This is a genomic window from Chromobacterium sp. INPA-IVC (assembly GCF_059047085.1).
In genome coordinates this window covers 58,256-77,673 of the sequence record NZ_JBTNLS010000008.1, presented here as the reverse complement: position 1 = coordinate 77,673, position 19,418 = coordinate 58,256, and the positions used below count along the sequence as shown (strand labels likewise).

At 57.8% G+C, this 19,418-nt stretch carries 34 protein-coding genes; 33 read left to right on the top strand and 1 reads right to left on the bottom strand.

Features of this window, described 5'->3' with window-relative positions; translation table 11 throughout:
- Positions 1 to 108 precede the first annotated feature (108 nt).
- The 33 genes from rpsL to rplQ all read left to right on the top strand — a co-directional run bounded on the left by rpsL (position 109) and on the right by rplQ (position 18,409).
- On the top strand, positions 109 to 480 hold the full coding sequence (gene rpsL / locus ACX17K_RS16055; RefSeq protein ID WP_011137738.1) for a 30S ribosomal protein S12: 372 nt from the start codon (positions 109 to 111) through the stop codon (positions 478 to 480).
- A gap of 111 nt (positions 481 to 591) precedes the next feature.
- Positions 592 to 1,062 carry a 30S ribosomal protein S7 gene (gene rpsG, locus ACX17K_RS16050; protein WP_021479140.1) on the top strand — a complete coding sequence of 157 codons (471 nt, stop codon included), beginning with the start codon at positions 592 to 594 and terminating at the stop codon, positions 1,060 to 1,062.
- Positions 1,063 to 1,090: 28 nt separating this feature from the next.
- Positions 1,091 to 3,190: an elongation factor G gene (gene fusA / locus ACX17K_RS16045; RefSeq protein WP_021479141.1), complete on the top strand. Its 2,100-nt coding sequence runs from the start codon at positions 1,091 to 1,093 to the stop codon at positions 3,188 to 3,190.
- 72 nt (positions 3,191 to 3,262) lie between these two features.
- Entirely contained in the window at positions 3,263 to 4,453 is a 1,191-nt protein-coding gene (gene tuf / locus ACX17K_RS16040) for an elongation factor Tu (protein WP_347370143.1), read from the top strand.
- 18 nt (positions 4,454 to 4,471) lie between these two features.
- On the top strand, positions 4,472 to 4,783 hold the full coding sequence (gene rpsJ, locus ACX17K_RS16035; RefSeq protein ID WP_493775582.1) for a 30S ribosomal protein S10: 312 nt from the start codon (positions 4,472 to 4,474) through the stop codon (positions 4,781 to 4,783).
- Between the two features lie 158 nt (positions 4,784 to 4,941).
- A complete protein-coding gene (rplC, locus tag ACX17K_RS16030) occupies positions 4,942 to 5,586 on the top strand; it encodes a 50S ribosomal protein L3 (protein WP_021478354.1) in 645 nt (214 codons plus the stop codon).
- Positions 5,586 to 6,206: a 50S ribosomal protein L4 gene (gene rplD / locus ACX17K_RS16025; protein WP_011137732.1), complete on the top strand. Its 621-nt coding sequence runs from the start codon at positions 5,586 to 5,588 to the stop codon at positions 6,204 to 6,206. Before rplC ends, rplD begins: the two co-directional genes overlap by 1 nt.
- The gene (gene rplW / locus ACX17K_RS16020; RefSeq protein ID WP_021478355.1) at positions 6,203 to 6,511 is read left to right on the top strand and encodes a 50S ribosomal protein L23; all 309 of its coding nucleotides are present in this window, start codon (positions 6,203 to 6,205) and stop codon (positions 6,509 to 6,511) included. Before rplD ends, rplW begins: the two co-directional genes overlap by 4 nt.
- Before the next feature lie 11 nt (positions 6,512 to 6,522).
- Positions 6,523 to 7,356 (top strand): 50S ribosomal protein L2, encoded by an 834-nt coding sequence (rplB, locus tag ACX17K_RS16015; protein WP_231154856.1) that lies wholly within the window; start codon positions 6,523 to 6,525, stop codon positions 7,354 to 7,356.
- A 6-nt stretch (positions 7,357 to 7,362) separates the two neighbouring features.
- The gene (rpsS, locus tag ACX17K_RS16010; protein ID WP_011137729.1) at positions 7,363 to 7,641 is read left to right on the top strand and encodes a 30S ribosomal protein S19; all 279 of its coding nucleotides are present in this window, start codon (positions 7,363 to 7,365) and stop codon (positions 7,639 to 7,641) included.
- Between the two features lie 9 nt (positions 7,642 to 7,650).
- On the top strand, positions 7,651 to 7,980 hold the full coding sequence (rplV, locus tag ACX17K_RS16005) for a 50S ribosomal protein L22 (RefSeq protein ID WP_021478358.1): 330 nt from the start codon (positions 7,651 to 7,653) through the stop codon (positions 7,978 to 7,980).
- A 10-nt stretch (positions 7,981 to 7,990) separates the two neighbouring features.
- Positions 7,991 to 8,692 (top strand): 30S ribosomal protein S3, encoded by a 702-nt coding sequence (rpsC, locus tag ACX17K_RS16000; protein WP_231154857.1) that lies wholly within the window; start codon positions 7,991 to 7,993, stop codon positions 8,690 to 8,692.
- On the top strand, positions 8,676 to 9,092 hold the full coding sequence (rplP, locus tag ACX17K_RS15995) for a 50S ribosomal protein L16 (RefSeq protein WP_043579384.1): 417 nt from the start codon (positions 8,676 to 8,678) through the stop codon (positions 9,090 to 9,092). Before rpsC ends, rplP begins: the two co-directional genes overlap by 17 nt.
- Entirely contained in the window at positions 9,092 to 9,280 is a 189-nt protein-coding gene (rpmC, locus tag ACX17K_RS15990; RefSeq protein WP_021478360.1) for a 50S ribosomal protein L29, read from the top strand. The genes rplP and rpmC overlap by 1 nt, the downstream gene beginning before the upstream one ends.
- A 1-nt stretch (position 9,281) precedes the next feature.
- Positions 9,282 to 9,545 carry a 30S ribosomal protein S17 gene (gene rpsQ / locus ACX17K_RS15985; protein ID WP_021478361.1) on the top strand — a complete coding sequence of 88 codons (264 nt, stop codon included), beginning with the start codon at positions 9,282 to 9,284 and terminating at the stop codon, positions 9,543 to 9,545.
- A gap of 209 nt (positions 9,546 to 9,754) precedes the next feature.
- Positions 9,755 to 10,123, top strand: coding sequence for a 50S ribosomal protein L14 (rplN, locus tag ACX17K_RS15980; protein ID WP_011137723.1), 369 nt, complete (start codon positions 9,755 to 9,757; stop codon positions 10,121 to 10,123).
- Between the two features lie 11 nt (positions 10,124 to 10,134).
- Positions 10,135 to 10,449 (top strand): 50S ribosomal protein L24, encoded by a 315-nt coding sequence (rplX, locus tag ACX17K_RS15975; protein ID WP_011137722.1) that lies wholly within the window; start codon positions 10,135 to 10,137, stop codon positions 10,447 to 10,449.
- 9 nt (positions 10,450 to 10,458) lie between these two features.
- A complete protein-coding gene (rplE, locus tag ACX17K_RS15970) occupies positions 10,459 to 10,998 on the top strand; it encodes a 50S ribosomal protein L5 (RefSeq protein WP_021478362.1) in 540 nt (179 codons plus the stop codon).
- A gap of 4 nt (positions 10,999 to 11,002) precedes the next feature.
- Positions 11,003 to 11,308 (top strand): 30S ribosomal protein S14, encoded by a 306-nt coding sequence (gene rpsN / locus ACX17K_RS15965; protein ID WP_011137720.1) that lies wholly within the window; start codon positions 11,003 to 11,005, stop codon positions 11,306 to 11,308.
- A 14-nt stretch (positions 11,309 to 11,322) separates the two neighbouring features.
- Entirely contained in the window at positions 11,323 to 11,718 is a 396-nt protein-coding gene (gene rpsH / locus ACX17K_RS15960; protein ID WP_021478363.1) for a 30S ribosomal protein S8, read from the top strand.
- Positions 11,719 to 11,727: 9 nt separating this feature from the next.
- Positions 11,728 to 12,261, top strand: a complete 534-nt coding sequence (gene rplF, locus ACX17K_RS15955) for a 50S ribosomal protein L6 (protein WP_021478364.1) — start codon at positions 11,728 to 11,730, stop codon at positions 12,259 to 12,261.
- A 13-nt stretch (positions 12,262 to 12,274) separates the two neighbouring features.
- Complete coding sequence (gene rplR / locus ACX17K_RS15950; RefSeq protein ID WP_021478365.1) at positions 12,275 to 12,628, top strand: 50S ribosomal protein L18; 354 nt, start codon at positions 12,275 to 12,277, stop codon at positions 12,626 to 12,628.
- A gap of 13 nt (positions 12,629 to 12,641) precedes the next feature.
- Complete coding sequence (gene rpsE, locus ACX17K_RS15945; RefSeq protein WP_115616260.1) at positions 12,642 to 13,160, top strand: 30S ribosomal protein S5; 519 nt, start codon at positions 12,642 to 12,644, stop codon at positions 13,158 to 13,160.
- A complete protein-coding gene (rpmD, locus tag ACX17K_RS15940) occupies positions 13,153 to 13,338 on the top strand; it encodes a 50S ribosomal protein L30 (protein WP_011137715.1) in 186 nt (61 codons plus the stop codon). The genes rpsE and rpmD overlap by 8 nt, the downstream gene beginning before the upstream one ends.
- 3 nt (positions 13,339 to 13,341) lie before the next feature.
- Positions 13,342 to 13,773, top strand: a complete 432-nt coding sequence (rplO, locus tag ACX17K_RS15935; RefSeq protein WP_021478367.1) for a 50S ribosomal protein L15 — start codon at positions 13,342 to 13,344, stop codon at positions 13,771 to 13,773.
- Between the two features lie 11 nt (positions 13,774 to 13,784).
- On the top strand, positions 13,785 to 15,104 hold the full coding sequence (gene secY, locus ACX17K_RS15930) for a preprotein translocase subunit SecY (protein ID WP_493775581.1): 1,320 nt from the start codon (positions 13,785 to 13,787) through the stop codon (positions 15,102 to 15,104).
- A gap of 23 nt (positions 15,105 to 15,127) precedes the next feature.
- Positions 15,128 to 15,346 (top strand): translation initiation factor IF-1, encoded by a 219-nt coding sequence (gene infA, locus ACX17K_RS15925; protein ID WP_031296780.1) that lies wholly within the window; start codon positions 15,128 to 15,130, stop codon positions 15,344 to 15,346.
- A 37-nt stretch (positions 15,347 to 15,383) separates the two neighbouring features.
- Entirely contained in the window at positions 15,384 to 15,497 is a 114-nt protein-coding gene (gene rpmJ, locus ACX17K_RS15920; RefSeq protein WP_011137711.1) for a 50S ribosomal protein L36, read from the top strand.
- 70 nt (positions 15,498 to 15,567) lie between these two features.
- Entirely contained in the window at positions 15,568 to 15,930 is a 363-nt protein-coding gene (rpsM, locus tag ACX17K_RS15915) for a 30S ribosomal protein S13 (RefSeq protein ID WP_021478370.1), read from the top strand.
- Between the two features lie 17 nt (positions 15,931 to 15,947).
- A complete protein-coding gene (rpsK, locus tag ACX17K_RS15910; protein ID WP_011137709.1) occupies positions 15,948 to 16,343 on the top strand; it encodes a 30S ribosomal protein S11 in 396 nt (131 codons plus the stop codon).
- An 18-nt stretch (positions 16,344 to 16,361) separates the two neighbouring features.
- Positions 16,362 to 16,982 carry a 30S ribosomal protein S4 gene (gene rpsD / locus ACX17K_RS15905; protein ID WP_493775580.1) on the top strand — a complete coding sequence of 207 codons (621 nt, stop codon included), beginning with the start codon at positions 16,362 to 16,364 and terminating at the stop codon, positions 16,980 to 16,982.
- Positions 16,983 to 17,005: 23 nt separating this feature from the next.
- Complete coding sequence (locus tag ACX17K_RS15900; RefSeq protein WP_021478372.1) at positions 17,006 to 17,989, top strand: DNA-directed RNA polymerase subunit alpha; 984 nt, start codon at positions 17,006 to 17,008, stop codon at positions 17,987 to 17,989.
- A gap of 24 nt (positions 17,990 to 18,013) precedes the next feature.
- On the top strand, positions 18,014 to 18,409 hold the full coding sequence (rplQ, locus tag ACX17K_RS15895) for a 50S ribosomal protein L17 (protein WP_493775579.1): 396 nt from the start codon (positions 18,014 to 18,016) through the stop codon (positions 18,407 to 18,409).
- A 94-nt stretch (positions 18,410 to 18,503) separates the two neighbouring features.
- On the opposite strand, the gene ACX17K_RS15890 is transcribed toward rplQ, so the two are convergent.
- The gene (locus tag ACX17K_RS15890) at positions 18,504 to 19,418 is read right to left on the bottom strand and encodes a glutaminase (RefSeq protein WP_493775578.1); all 915 of its coding nucleotides are present in this window, start codon (positions 19,416 to 19,418) and stop codon (positions 18,504 to 18,506) included.

Below are 19,418 nucleotides of genomic sequence, written 5' to 3'. Positions count from 1 at the left end.
GCGGGGCGGCGTTTTTTATTTGACGCTTGGCCGTTGACTAAAATATAATCCTCCGTCCTTTCTGGAGGCGTGTTGTCTTCAGGAAGAATCAACTAGGAACTGATAGTAATGCCAACCATTAACCAACTCGTTCGCAAGGGCCGCGTCGCCATCACGGCGAAGAGCAAGGTGCCTGCGCTGGAAGCCTGCCCGCAGAAGCGTGGCGTGTGCACCCGTGTTTACACCACCACTCCGAAGAAGCCGAACTCGGCTCTGCGTAAAGTGTGCAAGGTTCGTCTGACCAACGGTTTCGAAGTCATTTCGTACATCGGCGGTGAAGGCCACAACCTGCAGGAACACTCGGTCGTGCTGATTCGCGGCGGTCGTGTGAAGGACTTGCCGGGTGTGCGTTACCACACCGTGCGCGGCTCCTTGGATACCGCCGGCGTTAAAGACCGTAAGCAAGCTCGCTCCAAGTACGGCGCCAAGCGTCCCAAGTAATCGGGATGTTTTGAAGGCGGCCTGATCATTCTTCAGGATCGTCTAGTAAGTGACTGCTCCGCTGGGTAGTCATGAGCGAATAGAGCTCAACTGAATATTTAAGGAAGTAACATGCCACGTCGCAGAGAAGTCCCCAAGCGCGAAATTCTGCCGGATCCGAAGTTCGGTTCCCAAGATCTGTCCAAGTTCATGAACGTTGTCATGATCGATGGCAAGAAGTCTGTTGCTGAGCGCATCATCTACGGTGCTCTGGAACAGATCGAAAAGAAATCCGGCAAGAACGCTCTCGAAGTGTTCAACGCCGCACTGTCCAACGCCAAGCCGGTGGTGGAAGTGAAGAGCCGCCGCGTAGGCGGTGCCAACTATCAAGTTCCTGTTGAAGTACGTCCGTCCCGTCGTATGGCTCTGGCCATGCGTTGGCTGCGTGACGCTGCGCGCAAGCGCGGCGAAAAGTCCATGGACCTGCGCCTGGCTGGTGAATTGCTCGATGCGGCCGAAGGCCGTGGCGGCGCAATGAAGAAGCGTGACGAAGTGCATCGCATGGCAGAAGCCAACAAGGCCTTCTCGCACTTCCGCTTCTAAGCTCACCCACTTAATCAAGGTGTAGATCGTGGCACGGAAAACCCCCCTCGAGCGCTACCGTAATATCGGTATCTCCGCTCACATTGACGCCGGTAAGACTACTACTACCGAGCGTATTCTGTTTTACACCGGTGTGAACCACAAGATCGGTGAAGTGCATGATGGCGCGGCCACCATGGACTGGATGGAGCAGGAGCAGGAACGTGGTATCACCATCACTTCCGCTGCTACCACCACCTATTGGAAAGGTATGGCCCTGCAGTACCCGGCCCACCATTTCAATATCATCGACACCCCGGGACACGTGGACTTTACCATCGAGGTAGAGCGTTCCATGCGTGTTCTGGACGGCGCCGTGATGGTTTACTGCGCTGTGGGCGGCGTTCAGCCCCAGTCGGAAACCGTATGGCGTCAGGCCAACAAGTACAAGGTTCCGCGCATCGCGTTCGTGAACAAGATGGACCGTCAAGGCGCCAACTTCTTCCGCGCGGTCGAGCAGGTGAAAACCCGCCTGCGCGGCAACCCGGTGCCCATCGTGGTGCCGATCGGCGCTGAAGACAACTTCACCGGCGTGGTCGATCTGCTGAAGATGAAGGCCATCATCTGGGATGAAGCGTCTCAGGGCATGAAGTTCGAATACGGCGATATCCCGGCCGACCTGGTTTCCGTTGCCGAAGAATGGCGCGAGAAGATGGTTGAAGCCGCCGCCGAAGTCAGCGACGAGATGATGGACAAGTACTTGGGTGGCGAAACGCTGACCGAGGAAGAAATCATCGCCGGTCTGCGCGAGCGTACCCTGAAGTGCGAAATCCAGCCGATGCTGTGCGGCTCCGCGTTCAAGAACAAGGGTGTTCAGCGCATGCTGGACGCCGTGATCGAACTGCTGCCGAGCCCGCTCGACGTTCCCCCGGTTCCGGGCGAGAACGAAGACGGCACGCCGACCACTCGCGAAGCTTCCGACAGCGCATCGTTCTCCGCGCTGGCGTTCAAGCTGATGAACGACCCGTACGTGGGCCAGCTGACCTTCTTCCGCGTCTACTCCGGCGTGGTGAAGTCCGGCGACACCGTGCTGAACTCGGTCAAGGGCAAGAAAGAGCGTATCGGCCGTATCGTGCAGATGCACGCCAACGACCGTAAAGAGATCGAAGAAGTGCACGCCGGCGACATCGCCGCTGCCATCGGTCTGAAGGAAGTCACCACTGGTGAGACCTTGTGCGCCATCGATGCTCCGCTGATTCTGGAACGCATGGAGTTCCCGGAGCCGGTGATTCACGTCGCCGTTGAGCCGAAGACCAAGGCCGACCAGGAGAAGATGGGCGTGGCCCTGAACCGCTTGGCGAAGGAGGATCCGTCGTTCCGCGTGCGTACCGACGAAGAATCCGGCCAGACCATCATTTCCGGCATGGGCGAACTGCACCTGGAAATTCTGGTTGACCGCATGAAGCGCGAATTCGGCGTTGAAGCCAACGTCGGCGCGCCGCAAGTGGCCTACCGTGAAACCATCACCAAGACGGTGACCGACGTTGACGGCAAGCACGTCAAGCAGTCCGGCGGTAAGGGTCAGTACGGCCATGCAGTCATCACCCTGGAGCCGTCCGGCGAGGGTAATGGCTACAAGTTCGTCGACGAGATCAAGGGTGGCGTGATTCCGCGTGAATTCATTCCGTCCGTGGACAAGGGTATTCAAAACACTCTGTCCAGCGGTATTCTCGCCGGCTTCCCGGTGGTTGACGTCACTGTGCGTCTGACCTTCGGTTCCTACCACGACGTCGACTCCTCGCAGATCGCGTTCGAACTGGCTGGCTCCATGGCATTCAAAGAAGCCATGCGCCGCGCCGGTCCGTGCATCCTCGAGCCGATGATGGCTGTGGAAGTGGAGACTCCGGAAGAGTACATGGGCGACGTCATGGGTGACTTGAACCGCCGCCGCGGCATGGTTCAAGGCATGGACGACGACGGTTTGGGCGGCAAAATCATCAAGGCTGAAGTACCGCTGGCCGAGATGTTCGGCTACTCCACCGATCTGCGTTCGGCAACCCAGGGTCGTGCGACCTACTCGATGGAGTTCAAGCACTACTCCGAGGCTCCGAAGCACGTCGCTGAAGCCGTAATGGCCGCCAGGAAGTAATGCGCGCTGAGGCTGGCCGGGCCGACCCGGCCAGTCCCGATCTAATGTTCTTTAATTAAGGATTTTTGCAAAATGGCAAAAGAAAAGTTTGAGCGGACCAAACCGCACGTAAACGTAGGCACCATCGGTCACGTGGACCACGGTAAGACCACCCTGACCGCCGCTATCACCACCATTCTGTCCAAGAAGTTCGGTGGCGAAGCCAAGGACTACTCCCAGATCGACAGCGCGCCGGAAGAGAAGGCTCGTGGTATCACCATCAATACCGCGCACGTTGAATACGAAACCGAAGCCCGTCACTACGCTCACGTAGACTGCCCGGGTCACGCCGACTATGTGAAGAACATGATCACCGGCGCGGCTCAGATGGACGGCGCGATTCTGGTTTGCTCGGCCGCTGACGGTCCGATGCCGCAAACCCGCGAACACATCCTGCTGTCCCGCCAGGTTGGCGTGCCGTACATCATCGTCTACCTGAACAAGGCTGACCTGGTTGACGACGCCGAGCTGCTGGAACTGGTTGAAATGGAAGTGCGCGATCTGCTGTCTTCCTACGACTTCCCGGGCGACGACACCCCGATCGTGACCGGCTCCGCACGTCTGGCGCTGGAAGGCGACCAGTCCGAAATGGGCGAGCCGTCGATCTTCCGTCTGGCCGACGCGCTGGATTCCTACATCCCGACTCCGGAGCGCGCCGTTGACAAGCCGTTCCTGCTGCCGATCGAAGACGTGTTCTCGATCTCCGGCCGCGGCACCGTGGTGACCGGTCGCGTAGAGCGCGGCATCGTGAAAGTCGGCGAAGAGCTGGAAATCGTGGGCCTGAAGGCTACCGTGAAGACCACCTGCACCGGCGTGGAAATGTTCCGCAAGCTGCTGGACCAAGGTCAAGCCGGCGACAACGTTGGCGTGCTGCTGCGCGGCACCAAGCGTGAAGACGTGGAGCGTGGCCAGGTTCTGTCCAAGCCGGGCAGCATCACCCCGCACACCGACTTCGCAGCTTCCGTGTACGTTCTGTCCAAGGACGAAGGCGGCCGTCACACCCCGTTCTTCGCGAACTACCGTCCGCAGTTCTACTTCCGCACCACCGACGTGACCGGCGCAGTTAGCCTGGCCGAAGGCGTGGAAATGGTAATGCCGGGCGACAACGTGGAAATCACCGTTGCCCTGATCGCTCCGATCGCGATGGAAGAAGGTCTGCGCTTCGCTATCCGCGAAGGCGGCCGCACCGTCGGCGCCGGCGTCGTTGCCAAGATCATCAAGTAACGGAAGCGGAGATTTCTCATGTCTAGCCAAAAGATCCGCATCCGCCTGAAGGCGTTCGATTACAACCTGATCGACCGTTCCGCTCAGGAAATCGTTGAAACCGCCAAGCGCACCGGCGCCGTTGTAAAAGGCCCGGTTCCGCTGCCGACCAAAATCGAGCGCTTCAACCTTCTGCGTTCCCCGCACGTGAACAAGACTTCCCGCGACCAGCTGGAAATCCGCACTCACCTGCGTCTGATGGACATCGTAGACCCGACCGACAAGACTGTTGATGCTCTGATGAAGCTCGACCTGCCGGCCGGTGTGGATGTGGAAATCAAGCTGCAGTAATCGCTTAAGTTCAAGGGTTTGCGGGCTAAGTGCTTGCGATTCTTGAATTTTCTGTGATACATTAGCGGACTCGCCATTTTGGCGAGTCCGTTTTTGTTTTTTATGTCGTGTTTTTTATGCCGGTCAATCGCAATCGGCGCCTGAAAAAGGAAATAAACATGAGTTTAGGTCTTGTCGGTCGCAAAGTCGGCATGACCCGCATTTTTGCCGAAGATGGCGCAACCATCCCGGTAACTGTGCTGGACATGTCCTCCAACCGCGTCACGCAAATCAAAACCGCTGAAACCGACGGCTACACTGCCGTTCAGGTTACCTATGGCTCCAAGAAGGCCAATCGTGTCAATAAGGCTACTGCCGGTCACTTCGCCAAAGCTGGCGTGGAAGCCGGTCTGGGTCTGGCTGAGTTCGCTCTGTCCGCCGACGCGCTGTCCAACTTCAAGCCGGGCGATGCTATCGCTGTCGAAATCTTCACCGTTGGTCAACTGGTTGATGTAACCGGCACCTCCAAGGGTAAGGGTTTCTCCGGCGTGATCAAGCGCCACAACTTCTCTTCCAACCGTGCCTCGCACGGTAACTCGCGTTCGCACAATACGCCGGGTTCCATCGGTCAAGCTCAAGATCCGGGTCGCGTTTTCCCGGGTAAGCGCATGGCCGGTCAATACGGCAACGTGAAGAGCACTGTTCAGTGCCTCGAGATCGTTCGTGTCGATGCCGAGCGTCAGCTGATCCTGGTCAAGGGCGCAGTCCCGGGTGCCAAGAATGGCGACGTCGTCGTGCGTCCTAGCGTGAAAGCGGGTGCGTGATGGAATTGAATGTAATCAATACCCAAGGCAAGGCTGTTGGCAGCCTGCAAGTGTCCGACGCTCTGTTCGGCCGCGAATACAACGAAGCTCTGGTGCACCAGGTTGTGACCGCGTTCCTGGCGAACGCGCGCAGCGGCAACCGCGCCCAGCTGACTCGTGCTGAAGTGAAGCACTCGACCAAGAAGCCGTTCCGTCAGAAGGGCACTGGTAACGCTCGTGCCGGTATGACCTCTACCCCGAACCGTCGTGGTGGTGGCCGTGCCTTCCCGAACAAGCCGGACGAGAACTTCACTCAGAAGGTTAACCGCAAGATGTACCGTGCGGGCATCGCGACCATCCTGTCGCAGCTGGTGCGTGACGAACGCCTGATCGTGGTTGACGACCTGTCGGTTGCCAGCCCGAAGACCAAGGAATTCGTCGGCGCCGTTCAGCCGATGGGTCTGGAGCAGGCTCTGTTCATCACCAATGAACTGAGCGAAAACCTCTATCTCTCTTCGCGTAACCTGCCGAACATGCTGGTTATCGAGGCGGTTCAAGCTGACCCGTACAGCCTGCTGCGCTTCAAGAAGACCGTGATCACCCGCGACGCCGTGAAGCAACTGGAGGAGCAGTGGGCATGAACCAAGAACGTCTGTTGCAAGTAATCCTTGCGCCCATCGTTTCCGAAAAGAGCACCATGATCGCTGAGAAGAACCAGCAAGTGGCGTTCCGCGTTGCTACCAACGCAACCAAGCCGGAAATCAAGGCCGCCGTGGAAATGCTGTTCAACGTCAAAGTTGACGGCGTGTCCACTGTGAACGTCAAGGGCAAGGTTAAGCGTTTCGGCCGCAGCACGGGTCGTCGCAGTGACTGGAAAAAGGCCTATGTTAGCCTGGTCGAGGGTCAAGAACTTGACCTGACCGCTAGCCCGGCCGCGGCGGAGTAAGGAGATAGAGCATGCCTATCGTTAAGGTAAAACCGACTTCCGCGGGCCGCCGTGCCGTTGTCAAGGTGGTACACCCTGACCTGCACAAAGGTGCTCCGCACGCTGCCCTGGTTGAGAAGAAAAACTCGACCGGCGGCCGTAACAACAATGGCCACATCACCACGCGTCATCGTGGTGGCGGTCATAAGAAGCACTACCGTCTGATCGACTTCCGTCGCAACAAGGATGGCATCCCGGCGAAAGTGGAACGCATCGAATACGATCCGAACCGCACCGCCCACATCGCCCTGTTGTGCTACGCCGATGGCGAACGTCGCTACATCGTCGCTCCGCGCGGCGTGAAGGTTGGCGCCGTGCTGCTGTCCGGCTCCGAGGCTCCGATCAAGGCCGGTAACGCTCTGCCGATCCGCAACATCCCGGTGGGTACCACTATCCACTGCGTGGAAATGCAACCCGGCAAGGGCGCTCAGATGGTTCGTTCCGCTGGCGCTTCTGCGATGCTGCTGGCTCGCGAAGGCGTGTACGCTCAACTGCGTCTGCGCTCTGGCGAGATCCGCCTGGTGCACGTCGATTGCCGTGCGACCATTGGTGAAGTGGGTAACGAAGAGCACTCCCTGCGCAAGCTGGGCAAGGCTGGCGCTTCCCGTTGGCGCGGTGTTCGCCCGACCGTTCGCGGTACGGCGATGAACCCGATCGACCACCCGCACGGTGGTGGTGAAGGCCGCACTGGCGAAGGCCGCGTACCGGTTAGCCCGTGGGGCACTCCGGCCAAGGGCTTCCGTACCCGTCGCAACAAGCGTACCGACAACATGATCGTACGCCGTCGCTATTCCACCAAAGGGTAATTGACAATGGCACGTTCGCAGAAAAAAGGCCCGTTCGTCGACCTGCATCTCCTGAAGAAGGTGGATGCGGTACGGGCAACCAGCGACAAGCGTCCGATCAAGACCTGGTCGCGTCGTTCGACCATCCTGCCGGACTTTATTGGTCTGACCATCGCTGTGCACAACGGTCGCACTCACGTACCGGTCTATGTTTCTGAAAACATGGTCGGCCACAAACTGGGTGAATTCTCTCTGACTCGTACCTTCAAAGGCCATGCTGCCGACAAGAAGGCGAAGAAGAAGTAAGGTGAAGCGATGAGAGTATCTGCAAATCTGAAAAGTGTTCGCCTTTCGGCTCAAAAGTGCCGTCTGGTAGCCGATCTGGTCCGCGGTCAGTCCGTGGCCCAGGCGCTGAATATCCTGGCCTTCTCCCCGAAGAAGGGCGCGGTAATCATCAAGAAAGTGCTGGAATCTGCAATCGCTAACGCCGAGCACAACGAAGGCGCTGACATCGACACCCTGCGTGTCACCAGCATCTTTGTTGACAAGGGCGCTAGTCTGAAGCGTTTCACTGCCCGTGCTAAGGGTCGTGGCAATCGCATCGAAAAGCAGACCTGCCACATTTCCTTGACCGTTGGCAATTAAGGGGTAAGAAATGGGTCAGAAGATTCATCCGACGGGATTCCGTCTTGCCGTTAACAAAAACTGGTCTTCCAAGTGGTTCGCGTCTTCGCAGAACTTCCCGGAAATGCTGAAACAGGATATCGAAGTTCGCGCATTCCTGAAGAAGCGTCTGGGTCACGCTTCGGTTGGCCGCGTAACCATCGAGCGTCCGGCCAAGTCCGCCCGCATCACCATTCACAGCGCCCGTCCGGGCGTGGTGATTGGCAAGAAGGGCGAAGACATTGAAGTTCTGAAGCAAGAACTGCAAAAGCGCCTGGGCGTTCCGGTCCACGTGAACATCGAAGAAGTTCGCAAGCCGGAACTGGACGCGCAAATCATCGCCGACGGCATCGCTTCCCAGCTGGAGAAGCGCGTGATGTTCCGTCGCGCCATGAAGCGCGCCATGCAAAACGCCATGCGTCTGGGTGCCGAAGGCATCAAGATCATGTCGTCCGGCCGTCTGAACGGCATAGACATCGCTCGTAGCGAATGGTATCGCGAAGGCCGCGTGCCGCTGCATACCCTGCGCGCCGATGTGGATTACGCTACTTCGGAAGCCAAGACCACCTACGGTATCATCGGCATCAAGGTGTGGGTGTACAAAGGTGAGCTGAAGCCGGGCCAGGTTGTGGCTACGCCGGCAGCTCCCGAGAAGAAAATGAGAAAGGGTGCCCGCAATGCTGCAGCCAACTAGACTCAAGTACCGCAAACAGCACAAAGGCCGTAACACTGGTATCGCCACTCGTGGCAACAAGGTGAGCTTTGGCGATTTCGGTCTGAAGGCTATGGGTCGCGGTCGCCTGACGGCTCGCCAGATTGAAGCTGCGCGTCGCGCGATGACCCGTCACATCAAGCGTGGCGGCCGCATCTGGATCCGTATCTTCCCGGACAAGCCGATCACCTCCAAGCCTGCCGAAGTCCGTATGGGCGGGGGTAAGGGCTCTCCGGAGTACTACGTGGCTGAAATTCAGCCTGGCAAGATGCTGTACGAAATGGATGGCGTATCCGAGGAACTCGCTCGCGAAGCTTTCCGTCTGGCCGCCGCCAAGCTGCCGATCGCCACTGTGTTCGTAACCAAACAGGTAGGTCAGTAATGAAAGCGTCCGAACTGAAAGCCAAAACTGTTGACGAGCTGAAGGTGGAACTGCTGAGCCTGCTGAAGGCCCAGTTTGCGCTGCGCATGCAGCACGCTACTCAGCAACTCGCCAAGACCTCTGAACTGAAGAAAGTGCGTCGCGACATTGCTCGTGTGCGTACCGTTCTGAAAGAAAAGGCAGTTTAAGATGAGCGAAACCAAAGTAGTACGTACGCTGACCGGCGTTGTGGTCAGCGACAAGATGGATAAGACTGTGACCGTTCTGGTCGAGCGCAAAGTTAAGCACCCGATCTACGGCAAGATTATCCGTCGCTCCAAGAAGTTCCACGCGCACGACGAAAACAACGAGTTCAAGGCAGGCGATCTGGTGATCATCAGTGAGTCCCGTCCGCTCTCGAAGACCAAGTCGTGGGTGGTAACTGGCCTGGTTGAGAAATCTCGTCAGGTATAAAGCTTGCAGAGGGCTGCGTCCCTCTGTATAATGGCCATCTCCTACGCGCTAACTGCGTAGGAGTTCCGCCCTTACGGGGTCCAAAACTGGCCGTTTGACACGCCACAGAATGTTCTGTGGCGTTTCCGCTGTTCGAGTCTGGCGACATATGCCCAGGCTAACGGCAGTGGAAAGTGACGGATAAAGTTGGATTAGAAAGGTAATCTCAAATGATCCAAATGCAGACCATGCTTGAGGTCGCTGACAACACTGGTGCACGTCATGTTCAGTGCATCAAAGTGCTGGGTGGCTCCAAGCGTCGCTATGCTAGCGTAGGTGACATCATCAAGGTGAGCATCAAGGATGCCGCTCCGCGTGGTCGCGTCAAAAAAGGCGACGTATACAACGCGGTCGTGGTACGCACTGCCAAAGGCGTGCGTCGTCCCGACGGCTCTTTGATCAAGTTTGACAGCAACGCTGCTGTTCTGCTCAACAACAAGCTTGAGCCGATCGGCACACGCATCTTCGGACCCGTTACGCGCGAACTGCGTACCGAGCGTTTCATGAAGATCGTATCGCTGGCTCCTGAAGTGCTGTAAGGAGAGGTCGCATGCGCAAGATTCGCAAGGGTGATGAAGTCGTAGTAATCACCGGCAAAGACAAGGGTAAGCGCGGCACTGTCCTGCGTGTTCTGGAAACCAAGCTGGTAGTGGAAGGCGTGAATGTCGCCAAGAAACACCAGAAGCCGAACCCGGTACGTGGCGTAGCTGGCGGTATCGTCGAGAAGACCATGCCCATCGACGCTTCTAACGTCGCGATTTTCAATCCGGCAAGCCAAAAGGCTGACCGCGTAGGCTTCAAGGTTCTTGAAGACGGCCGTAAGGTGCGCGTGTTCAAGTCCAGCGGCGAAGTTATCGGCGCCTAAGGAGCAAACATGGCACGTCTCTACGATTTCTACAAAGACAGCGTAGTGCCGGAACTGATGAAACAGTTCGGCTACAAGTCGATCATGCAAGTTCCGCGTATCGAGAAGATCACCGTGAACATGGGCGTGGGTGAAGCCGTTGCCGATAAGAAGGTAATGGAATTCGCCGTGGGCGACATGGAAAAGATCGCCGGCCAGAAGCCGGTCGTCACCACCGCTCGCAAGTCCATCGCAGGCTTCAAGATTCGCGACGACTATCCGGTTGGTTGCAAGGTAACTCTGCGTCGCGAACGCATGTATGAGTTCCTGGACCGCCTGGTCACCATCGCGCTGCCGCGAGTTCGCGACTTCCGTGGTGTTTCCGCCAAGTCTTTCGACGGCCGCGGCAACTACAACATGGGCGTCAAAGAACAGATCATCTTCCCGGAAATCGAGTACGACAAGATCGATGCTCTGCGTGGTATGAACATCACTATCACTACCTCGGCGAAGACTGACGAAGAGGCCCGCGCTCTGCTGGCCGCGTTCAAGTTCCCGTTCAAGGGTTAAGCACATGGCACGACTTGCACTGATTAACCGTGAAGAGAAGCGCGTCAAGCTGGCTGAGAAGTTCTCCGCCAAGCGTGAGGCCCTGATCGCCACCATCAACAACCAGAACCTCTCGGAAGAAGAGCGTTTCGCCGCCCGCCTGCAACTGCAGCAACTGCCGCGCAACGCTTCTCCGGTTCGCCAGCGTCGTCGCTGCGCCGTGACCGGTCGTCCGCGTGGTGTGTTCCGTAAATTCGGTTTGGGTCGCAACAAGCTGCGTGAGATCGCCATGAAGGGTGAGATTCCGGGTGTTGTGAAGGCCAGCTGGTAATAGGAGACACATAAATGAGCATGCACGATCCTATTTCCGATATGTTGACCCGCATCCGCAACGGCCAACAAGCTTCCAAAACCAAGGTTTCCATGCCTTGCTCGAAGCTGAAGGTTGCGCTGGCGCAGGTGCTGAAAGAAGAAGGCTACATCGAAGACTTCGCCGTCGCCGGCGAAGAGAAGAAGCCTGTTCTCGATATCCAGCTCAAGTACTACGCTGGCCGTCCGGTGATCGAGCGCATCGAGCGCGTATCCCGTCCTGGCCTGCGCGTGTACAAGGGCTCCACCGAAATCCCGAAGGTCATGAACGGCCTGGGCGTGGCGATCCTGTCCACTTCCAGCGGCGTGATGACCGATCGCAAGGCGCGCGCTGCCGGTATCGGCGGCGAACTGCTCTGCGTCGTGGCGTAAGGGGGTCAAATGTCTCGCGTAGCTAAGAATCCGGTAGCCATTCCGGCCGGCGTCGAAGTCAAGTTCGGCGCTGCAGATGTGACTGTCAAGGGTGCCCTGGGCTCCCTGAGCACCGCTCTGTGCAACGACGTGGAAGTCAAGCTGGACAACAACCAGCTGACTTTCGCCGCCAAGAACGACAGCAAGTTCGCGCGTGCCATGTCCGGCACCCTGCGCGCCCTGTTGAACAATATGGTGAACGGCGTATCCAAGGGCTTCGAGAAGAAGCTGCAGCTGGTCGGCGTGGGCTATCGTGCCCAAGCCCAAGGCGATACCCTGAACCTGTCTCTGGGTTTCTCGCACCCGGTGGCTCACAAGATGCCCGCTGGCGTCAAAGTTGAGACTCCGACTCAGACCGAGATTCTGGTCAAGGGCGCTGACAAGCAGCTCGTGGGCCAGGTCGCAGCCGAGATTCGCGCTTACCGTTCGCCGGAGCCTTACAAGGGCAAGGGCGTGCGTTATGCCGACGAGGTTGTGGTTCTGAAAGAAACCAAGAAGAAGTAACTGAGGCACTGACATGGACAAGAAACAGACTCGACTCCGCCGCGCACGTAAAACCCGTGCACGGATCGCGGAGCTCAAGATGGTGCGTCTCTCTGTACACCGCACCAATAGCCACATTTACGCCCAGATCATTGACGAGACCGGCAACAAGGTACTGGCCAGCGCTTCCTCGCTGGAAGCCGATGTTCGCTCCGCAATGGCCAATGGTGGCAACGTGGCAGCTGCAGCCGTGATCGGCCAGCGCATTGCCGAAAAGGCAAAAGCCGCTGGCATCGAGCAAGTTGCTTTCGATCGTTCCGGTTTCAAATACCACGGTCGCATGAAGGCACTGGCTGACGCCGCTCGCGAACACGGCCTCGTATTCTAATTCGGAGTAAAGAATGGCTAAGCACGAAATGGAAGATCGCGGCGACGGTCTGGTCGAGAAAATGATCAGCGTCAACCGCGTCACCAAAGTGGTTAAGGGCGGCCGTATCATGGCTTTCTCCGCCCTGACCGTGGTTGGTGATGGCGACGGCGGTATCGGCATGGGTAAGGGCCGTTCCAAGGAAGTTCCGGTTGCCGTACAAAAGGCGATGGAACAAGCCCGCCAAAACATGGTGAAGATCAAGCTGTACAACGGTACCGTGAAGCACACCGTTGAAGGCCGTCACGGCGCGACTCGCGTCCTGATCCAGCCGGCAAAGGATGGTACTGGCGTTAAGGCCGGCGGTCCGATGCGCGCGATCTTCGACGCAATGGGTATTCACAATGTTTCGGCCAAGATCCATGGCTCCACGAACCCGTACAACGTGGTGCGTGCGACTCTGGACGGCCTGAGCAACCTCAACACCCCGGCGCAAATCGCCGCCAAGCGCGGTCTGAGCATCGAGGACATCCTGGGGGTGGGTCATGAGTAACGCCAAGACTGTCAAGGTCACTCTGGTAAAGAGCCTGATCGGTCGCCTGGAGTCTCACAAGGCTTGCGCCCGCGGTCTGGGTCTGAAGAAAATTCGTCAGACTGTTGAAGTGCTCGATACCCCTGAAAACCGTGGCATGATCAACAAGATCAGCTACCTGCTCAAATTCGAGGGCTAAGAGATGCTGCTGAACACCGTACAACCGGGCGTCGGCGCCAAGCATGCCAAGCGCCGTGTAGGCCGTGGCATCGGTTCCGGCCTGGGCAAGACTTGCGGCCGCGGCCACAAGGGTCAGAAGAGCCGTGCCGGTGGCTTCCACAAGGTAGGCTTCGAAGGCGGTCAAATGCCGCTGCAACGTCGTCTGCCGAAGCGCGGCTTCAAGTCTCTGACGGCTCGCTTCGTATGCGAAGTTCGCCTGTCCGAACTGAACCTGCTGCCGGTCGATGAAATCGATCTGCTGGCTCTCAAGCAAGCCGGTCTGGTGGCTGCTCAGGCACTCGTTGCCAAAGTAGTCCTGTCCGGCAAGGTTGAGCGCGCGGTCAAACTGCGTGGTATCAGCGTTACCGCTGGCGCCCGCGCTGCCATCGAGGCTGCCGGCGGCAGCATTGAATAAGGCATAAATTTGTGGCGAATACTTCTCTAGTGGCCAATGCCAATAAGTTTGGTGATCTGAAGCGTCGTATCTGGTTCCTGATTGGCGCGTTGATCGTTTATCGTATCGGCGCCCATATTCCGGTCCCGGGTATCAACCCTGCCGAACTAGCGAAGTTGTTCCACACATCGCAGACGGGCCTGCTCGACATGTTCAACATGTTCTCGGGCGGCGCCCTCTCGAGGTTTACGGTATTTGCCCTGGGCATCATGCCGTACATCTCGGCTTCCATCATTCTGCAGCTTGCGGCCGAGGTTCTGCCCAGCCTGAAGCAGCTGAAGAAGGAAGGCGATGCGGGACGTCGCAAGATAACCCAGTACACGCGTTATGCCACCGTGGGGCTCGCGACTTTCCAAAGTTTCGGCATCGCGGTGATGTTGTACAAGCAGCCTAACCTGGTGATGACTGCTCAGTGGGAGTTTTACCTGACAACCGTGGTGTCTCTGGTCACCGGAACCATGTTCTTGATGTGGTTGGGCGAGCAGATCACCGAGCGCGGTATCGGCAACGGTATCTCGTTGATCATCTGCGCGGGTATCGCCGCAGGTGTTCCGGCTGCGATCGGCAAGACCCTGACTCTGACCAGCCAGGGCTCTTTGCCCATCCTGTTTGCCGTGCTGCTGTTTGTCGGAGTGATTCTGGTCACCTTCGTCGTTGTCTACGCTGAGCGCGGCCAACGCAAGGTGCTGGTGAACTACGCCAAGCGTCAAGTGGGCAATCGCGTCATGCAAGGCCAGAGCACGCATCTGCCGCTCAAGCTGAACATGGCGGGGGTGATTCCTCCGATTTTCGCCTCGAGCATCATCCTGTTCCCGGCCACCGTTCTCGGTTGGTTCGGCCAGGGTGAGCACATGGCTTGGCTGAAGGGCGTGGCTGACAAGCTGCATCCGGGTCAGCCGATCTATGTGCTGCTGTACGCGGCGGCGATCATCTTCTTCTGCTATTTCTACACGGCGTTGGTTTTCAACCCGAAGGAAACGGCTGACAACCTGAAGAAGAGCGGGGCATTCATCCCGGGCATCCGTCCAGGTGAGCAAACTTCTCGATATATCGAGAAGATCATCCTGCGGCTGACGCTGATCGGTGCGATCTACATCACGCTGGTCTGCTTGTTGCCGGAATTCCTGATCCTGAAGTGGAACGTGCCGTTCTATTTCGGTGGTACATCGCTGCTGATCATCGTAGTGGTGACGATGGACTTCATGGCGCAGGTGCAGTCCTACGTGTTGTCGCATCAGTACGAGAGCTTGCTGAAGAAGGCCAACTTCAAAGGCAACGCCCTTACCCGCTGACACACGAGTTGACACTGGGTTATATGGCTAAGGAAGACACTATCCAGATGCAAGGCGAGATCTTGGAAAATTTGCCCAGCGCAACTTTCAAGATCAAGCTTGAAAATGGACACGTGGTACTCGGGCATATCTCTGGGAAGATGCGGATGCACTACATCCGCATCCTGCCAGGTGACAAGGTGACTGTGGAGTTGACTCCATACGATCTGTCCCGGGCCCGAATTGTGTTCCGTGCGAAGTAACGCATTCGCTCTTTTTTGGATTTGAAAGGATCTGAACATGCGAGTACAGCCTTCTGTAAAGAAGATTTGCCGTAATTGCAAAATCATTCGTCGCAATCGCGTAGTTCGCGTGATCTGCACGGACCCGCGTCACAAGCAAAAACAAGGCTAACATTTGTTAGACCTCGATTTGCGTGATACAATCGCAAACTTTTCAAGGTCTTAAGGCTTAAGGAAAGAGTATGGCCCGTATTGCAGGGGTAAACATCCCCAATCATGCGCATGCCGTTATCGGCCTGCAGGCAATTTTCGGCGTCGGTCAGACTCGCGCTCAGCAAATTTGTGCTGCCGCTGGCGTGAATCCTTCCACCAAGGTGAAGGATCTGACTGAAGCTGAGATGGAGACTCTGCGTGATCAAGTCGCCAAGTTCACCGTTGAAGGTGACCTGCGTCGTGAAATCACCATGAGCATCAAGCGTCTGATGGACATGGGCTGCTATCGCGGCTTCCGCCATCGTCGCGGCTTGCCGTGCCGCGGTCAGCGCACTCGCACCAATGCCCGTACCCGCAAGGGTCCGCGCAAGGCGATTGCCGGCAAGAAGTAAACTAAGGAACACAGAGAATGGCTAAAGCAAACACAGCTGTCCGTGTACGTAAAAAAGTGCGCAAGTCTGTTAGCGAAGGCATCGTGCACGTGCACGCTTCGTTCAACAACACCATCATCACTATCACCGACCGTCAAGGCAATGCACTGTCTTGGGCTACCTCTGGCGGCGCTGGTTTTAAGGGCTCGCGCAAGAGTACACCCTTTGCTGCTCAGGTAGCGGCGGAGCACGCTGGTAAAGTTGCCCAAGAATATGGTGTGAAGAACCTCGAAGTTCGTATTAAAGGCCCGGGCCCGGGTCGTGAATCCGCTGTTCGCGCACTCAACTCGCTGGGTTTCAAGATCACCAGCATCTCCGACGTGACGCCGGTACCGCACAACGGTTGCCGTCCGCCCAAAAAACGTCGTATCTAATTCGGAGAGTGTGAGAACATGGCACGTTATATTGGCCCGAAGTGCAAGCTCGCTCGTCGTGAAGGCACCGACCTTTTCCTGAAGAGCGCGCGTCGTGCACTGGATTCCAAATGCAAACTGGACACCCCTCCTGGTCAGCATGGCGCTCGTCGTACCCGCCTGTCTGACTACGGCGTCCAGCTGCGTGAAAAGCAGAAAATCCGCCGCATCTACGGCGTACTCGAGCGTCAGTTCCGCAATTATTTTGCGGAAGCTGTTCGCCGCAAGGGCTCCACGGGTGAAAACCTGCTGAAGCTGCTTGAGTCCCGCCTGGACAACGTTGTATATCGCATGGGCTTTGGCTCCACTCGCGCCGAAGCGCGCCAGCTGGTTAGCCACAAGGCTATCGTGGTGAACGGCCAGGTTGTGAACATTCCGTCCTACCAGGTTAAAGCCGGTGACGTAGTGATCGTCCGTGAGAAGGCCAAGAAGCAGGCCCGTATCGTCGAAGGCCTGGCTCTGGCCGAGCAAGGCGGCTTCCCGTCTTGGGTGTCTGTTGACTCCAAGAAAATGGAAGGCGTTTTCAAATCCACTCCGGAACGTTCCGAACTGTCTAGCGATATCAACGAACAACTCGTTGTGGAATTCTACTCCAAGTAATCGCTAGCTCTTAGGGAATGACTATGCAAAACAGCGCTTCGGAATTTCTGAAACCTCGTCTGATCGATGTACAGCCGGTTTCCGCCACTCACGCTCGCGTGTCGATGGAGCCGTTCGAGCGCGGCTATGCCCATACCCTGGGCAATTCGCTGCGTCGTATCCTGCTGTCGTCGATGCCGGGCTATGCTCCGACCGAAGTGACTATCGCTGGCGTTTTGCATGAGTATTCCGCACTTGACGGCGTGCGGGAGGATGTCGTTGACATCCTCCTCAACCTCAAGGGCGTGGTGCTTAAGCTGCATGGTCGCGACAGTGTCGTGCTGACCTTGAAAAAGGAAGGCGAGGGCGCTGTCTTGGCTAGCGATATCGAGCTGCCGCATGATGTGGAAGTGATCAATCCGGAACACGTGATTTGTCACATCTCCTCCGGCGGCAAGATCGACATGGAGGTCAAGGTGGAGAAGGGTCGCGGCTATCAGCCGGTGTCCGTTCGCACCAGCCATGACGACAATCGTTCCATCGGTACCATTCAACTGGACGCTTCCTTCTCGCCGGTTCGCCGCGTGAGCTTCGCTGTGGAAAGCGCCCGTGTGGAACAGCGTACCGACCTCGACCGCCTGGTTCTCGACATCGAGACCAACGGCGTCATCGAGCCGGAGCAGGCTGTGCGCAACGCAGCCCGCATCCTGATGGATCAGCTGTCGATCTTTGCCGACCTCCAGGGCACAGCGGTTGAAGAAGTCGTTGAAAAGGCGCCGCCGATCGATCCGATCCTGCTGCGTCCGGTAGACGATCTTGAACTGACGGTTCGTTCGGCCAACTGCCTGAAAGCAGAGAACATTTATTACATCGGCGATCTGATCCAGCGCACCGAAACCGAGCTTCTGAAGACTCCGAACCTCGGCCGCAAGTCGCTGAACGAGATCAAGGAAGTTCTCGCTTCCAAGGGCCTGACTCTCGGCATGAAGCTCGAGAACTGGCCTCCGGCTGGTCTGGAAAAGCCGTAAGTTTGAGACTAAAGGACATTAACAATGCGTCATCGTTACAGTAATCGTAAACTGAACCGCACGACCAGCCATCGTCTGGCGATGCTGCGTAACATGGCCAACTCGCTGCTGAAGCACGAAGTTATCGTGACCACGCTGCCGAAGGCCAAGGAACTGCGTCGTGTGGCCGAGCCGCTCATCACGCTCGGCAAAAAGCCGTCTCTCGCCAACCGTCGTCTGGCGTTCGACCGCACCCGTGACCGCGAAATCGTGGTTAAACTCTTCGACGTGCTCGGCCCGCGCTTCTCCGCCCGCAATGGCGGTTACGTGCGTATCCTGAAGTACGGTTTCCGCAAGGGCGACAACGCCCCGATGGCTCTGGTAGAGCTGGTGGACCGCGCTGAAGATGCCGTTGCCGTTGTAGACGACTCCGCCGAGTAATCGACGAAGTTGCAAGAAAAAGCCAGCTCCTTGGAGCTGGCTTTTTTCATGTCCGTCAAAGCCGGGTTGCCTGAGGCGCCCGGCTTTGACGCGTCTAGAAGATGGACAGCCCGGTGCGGGTGGTGAAGCGGTCCAAGGCTTCCAGCCCTAGCACCGAATTGCCGCGCGCATCCAGCTGCGGGCTCCACACTGCAATGCTCATCTTGCCGGGAATCACCGCCAGCAGGCCGCCGCCGACGCCGCTCTTCACCGGCAGGCCGACGCGATAGGCGAATTCGCCGGCGGCGTCATAGGTGCCGCAAGTCAGCATGACGGCGTTCACCTGTTTGGCCTGGCTGCGGGTCAGGTATTGTCGTCCGGTCTGCGGCGAGACGCCGTGGTTGGCCAGGAACAGGCCGGCGCGCGCCAGCTCGCGGCAGCTCATCGCAATGCTGCAGTTGTGGAAATATTGATCAAGCACGGTTTCTACCGGGTTGCCGAGGTTGCCGTAGCTTTTCATGAAATGGGCCAAGGCCGCATTGCGGTCGCCATGCTCGCGCTCGGACGCCGCGATCGCCTTGTCTGCGGCCAGGCTGGAATTGCCAGCCTCGTCCCGCAGCCAGGCGAGCAAGCGCGCGTGCGCGTCGCCGAAGTGGCCGATCGCGCGGTCGGTGACCGCCAGCGCGCCGGCGTTGATGAAGGGGTTGCGCGGGATGCCGTGCTCGTACTCCAGTTGCACCAGGGAGTTGAACGGATTGCCGGACGGTTCCTTGCCGACGTGGCGCCACAACTCTTCGCCGTCGGCCTGCAGCGTCAGGGCCAGCATGAAAGCTTTGCTGATGCTCTGGATCGAGAATGGGATGTCGGCGTCGCCGCAGCCATATTCCTGTCCATCCAGCGTGTGGATGGCGAAACCGAATTGATGCGGCAGCACCGAGGCCAGCGCCGGTATGTAGTCGGCGACTTGGCCCTGGTCGTAAAACGGCAGCACTTGCTGCCGGATATCTTCAATGAGCGCTTGCAGATTCAT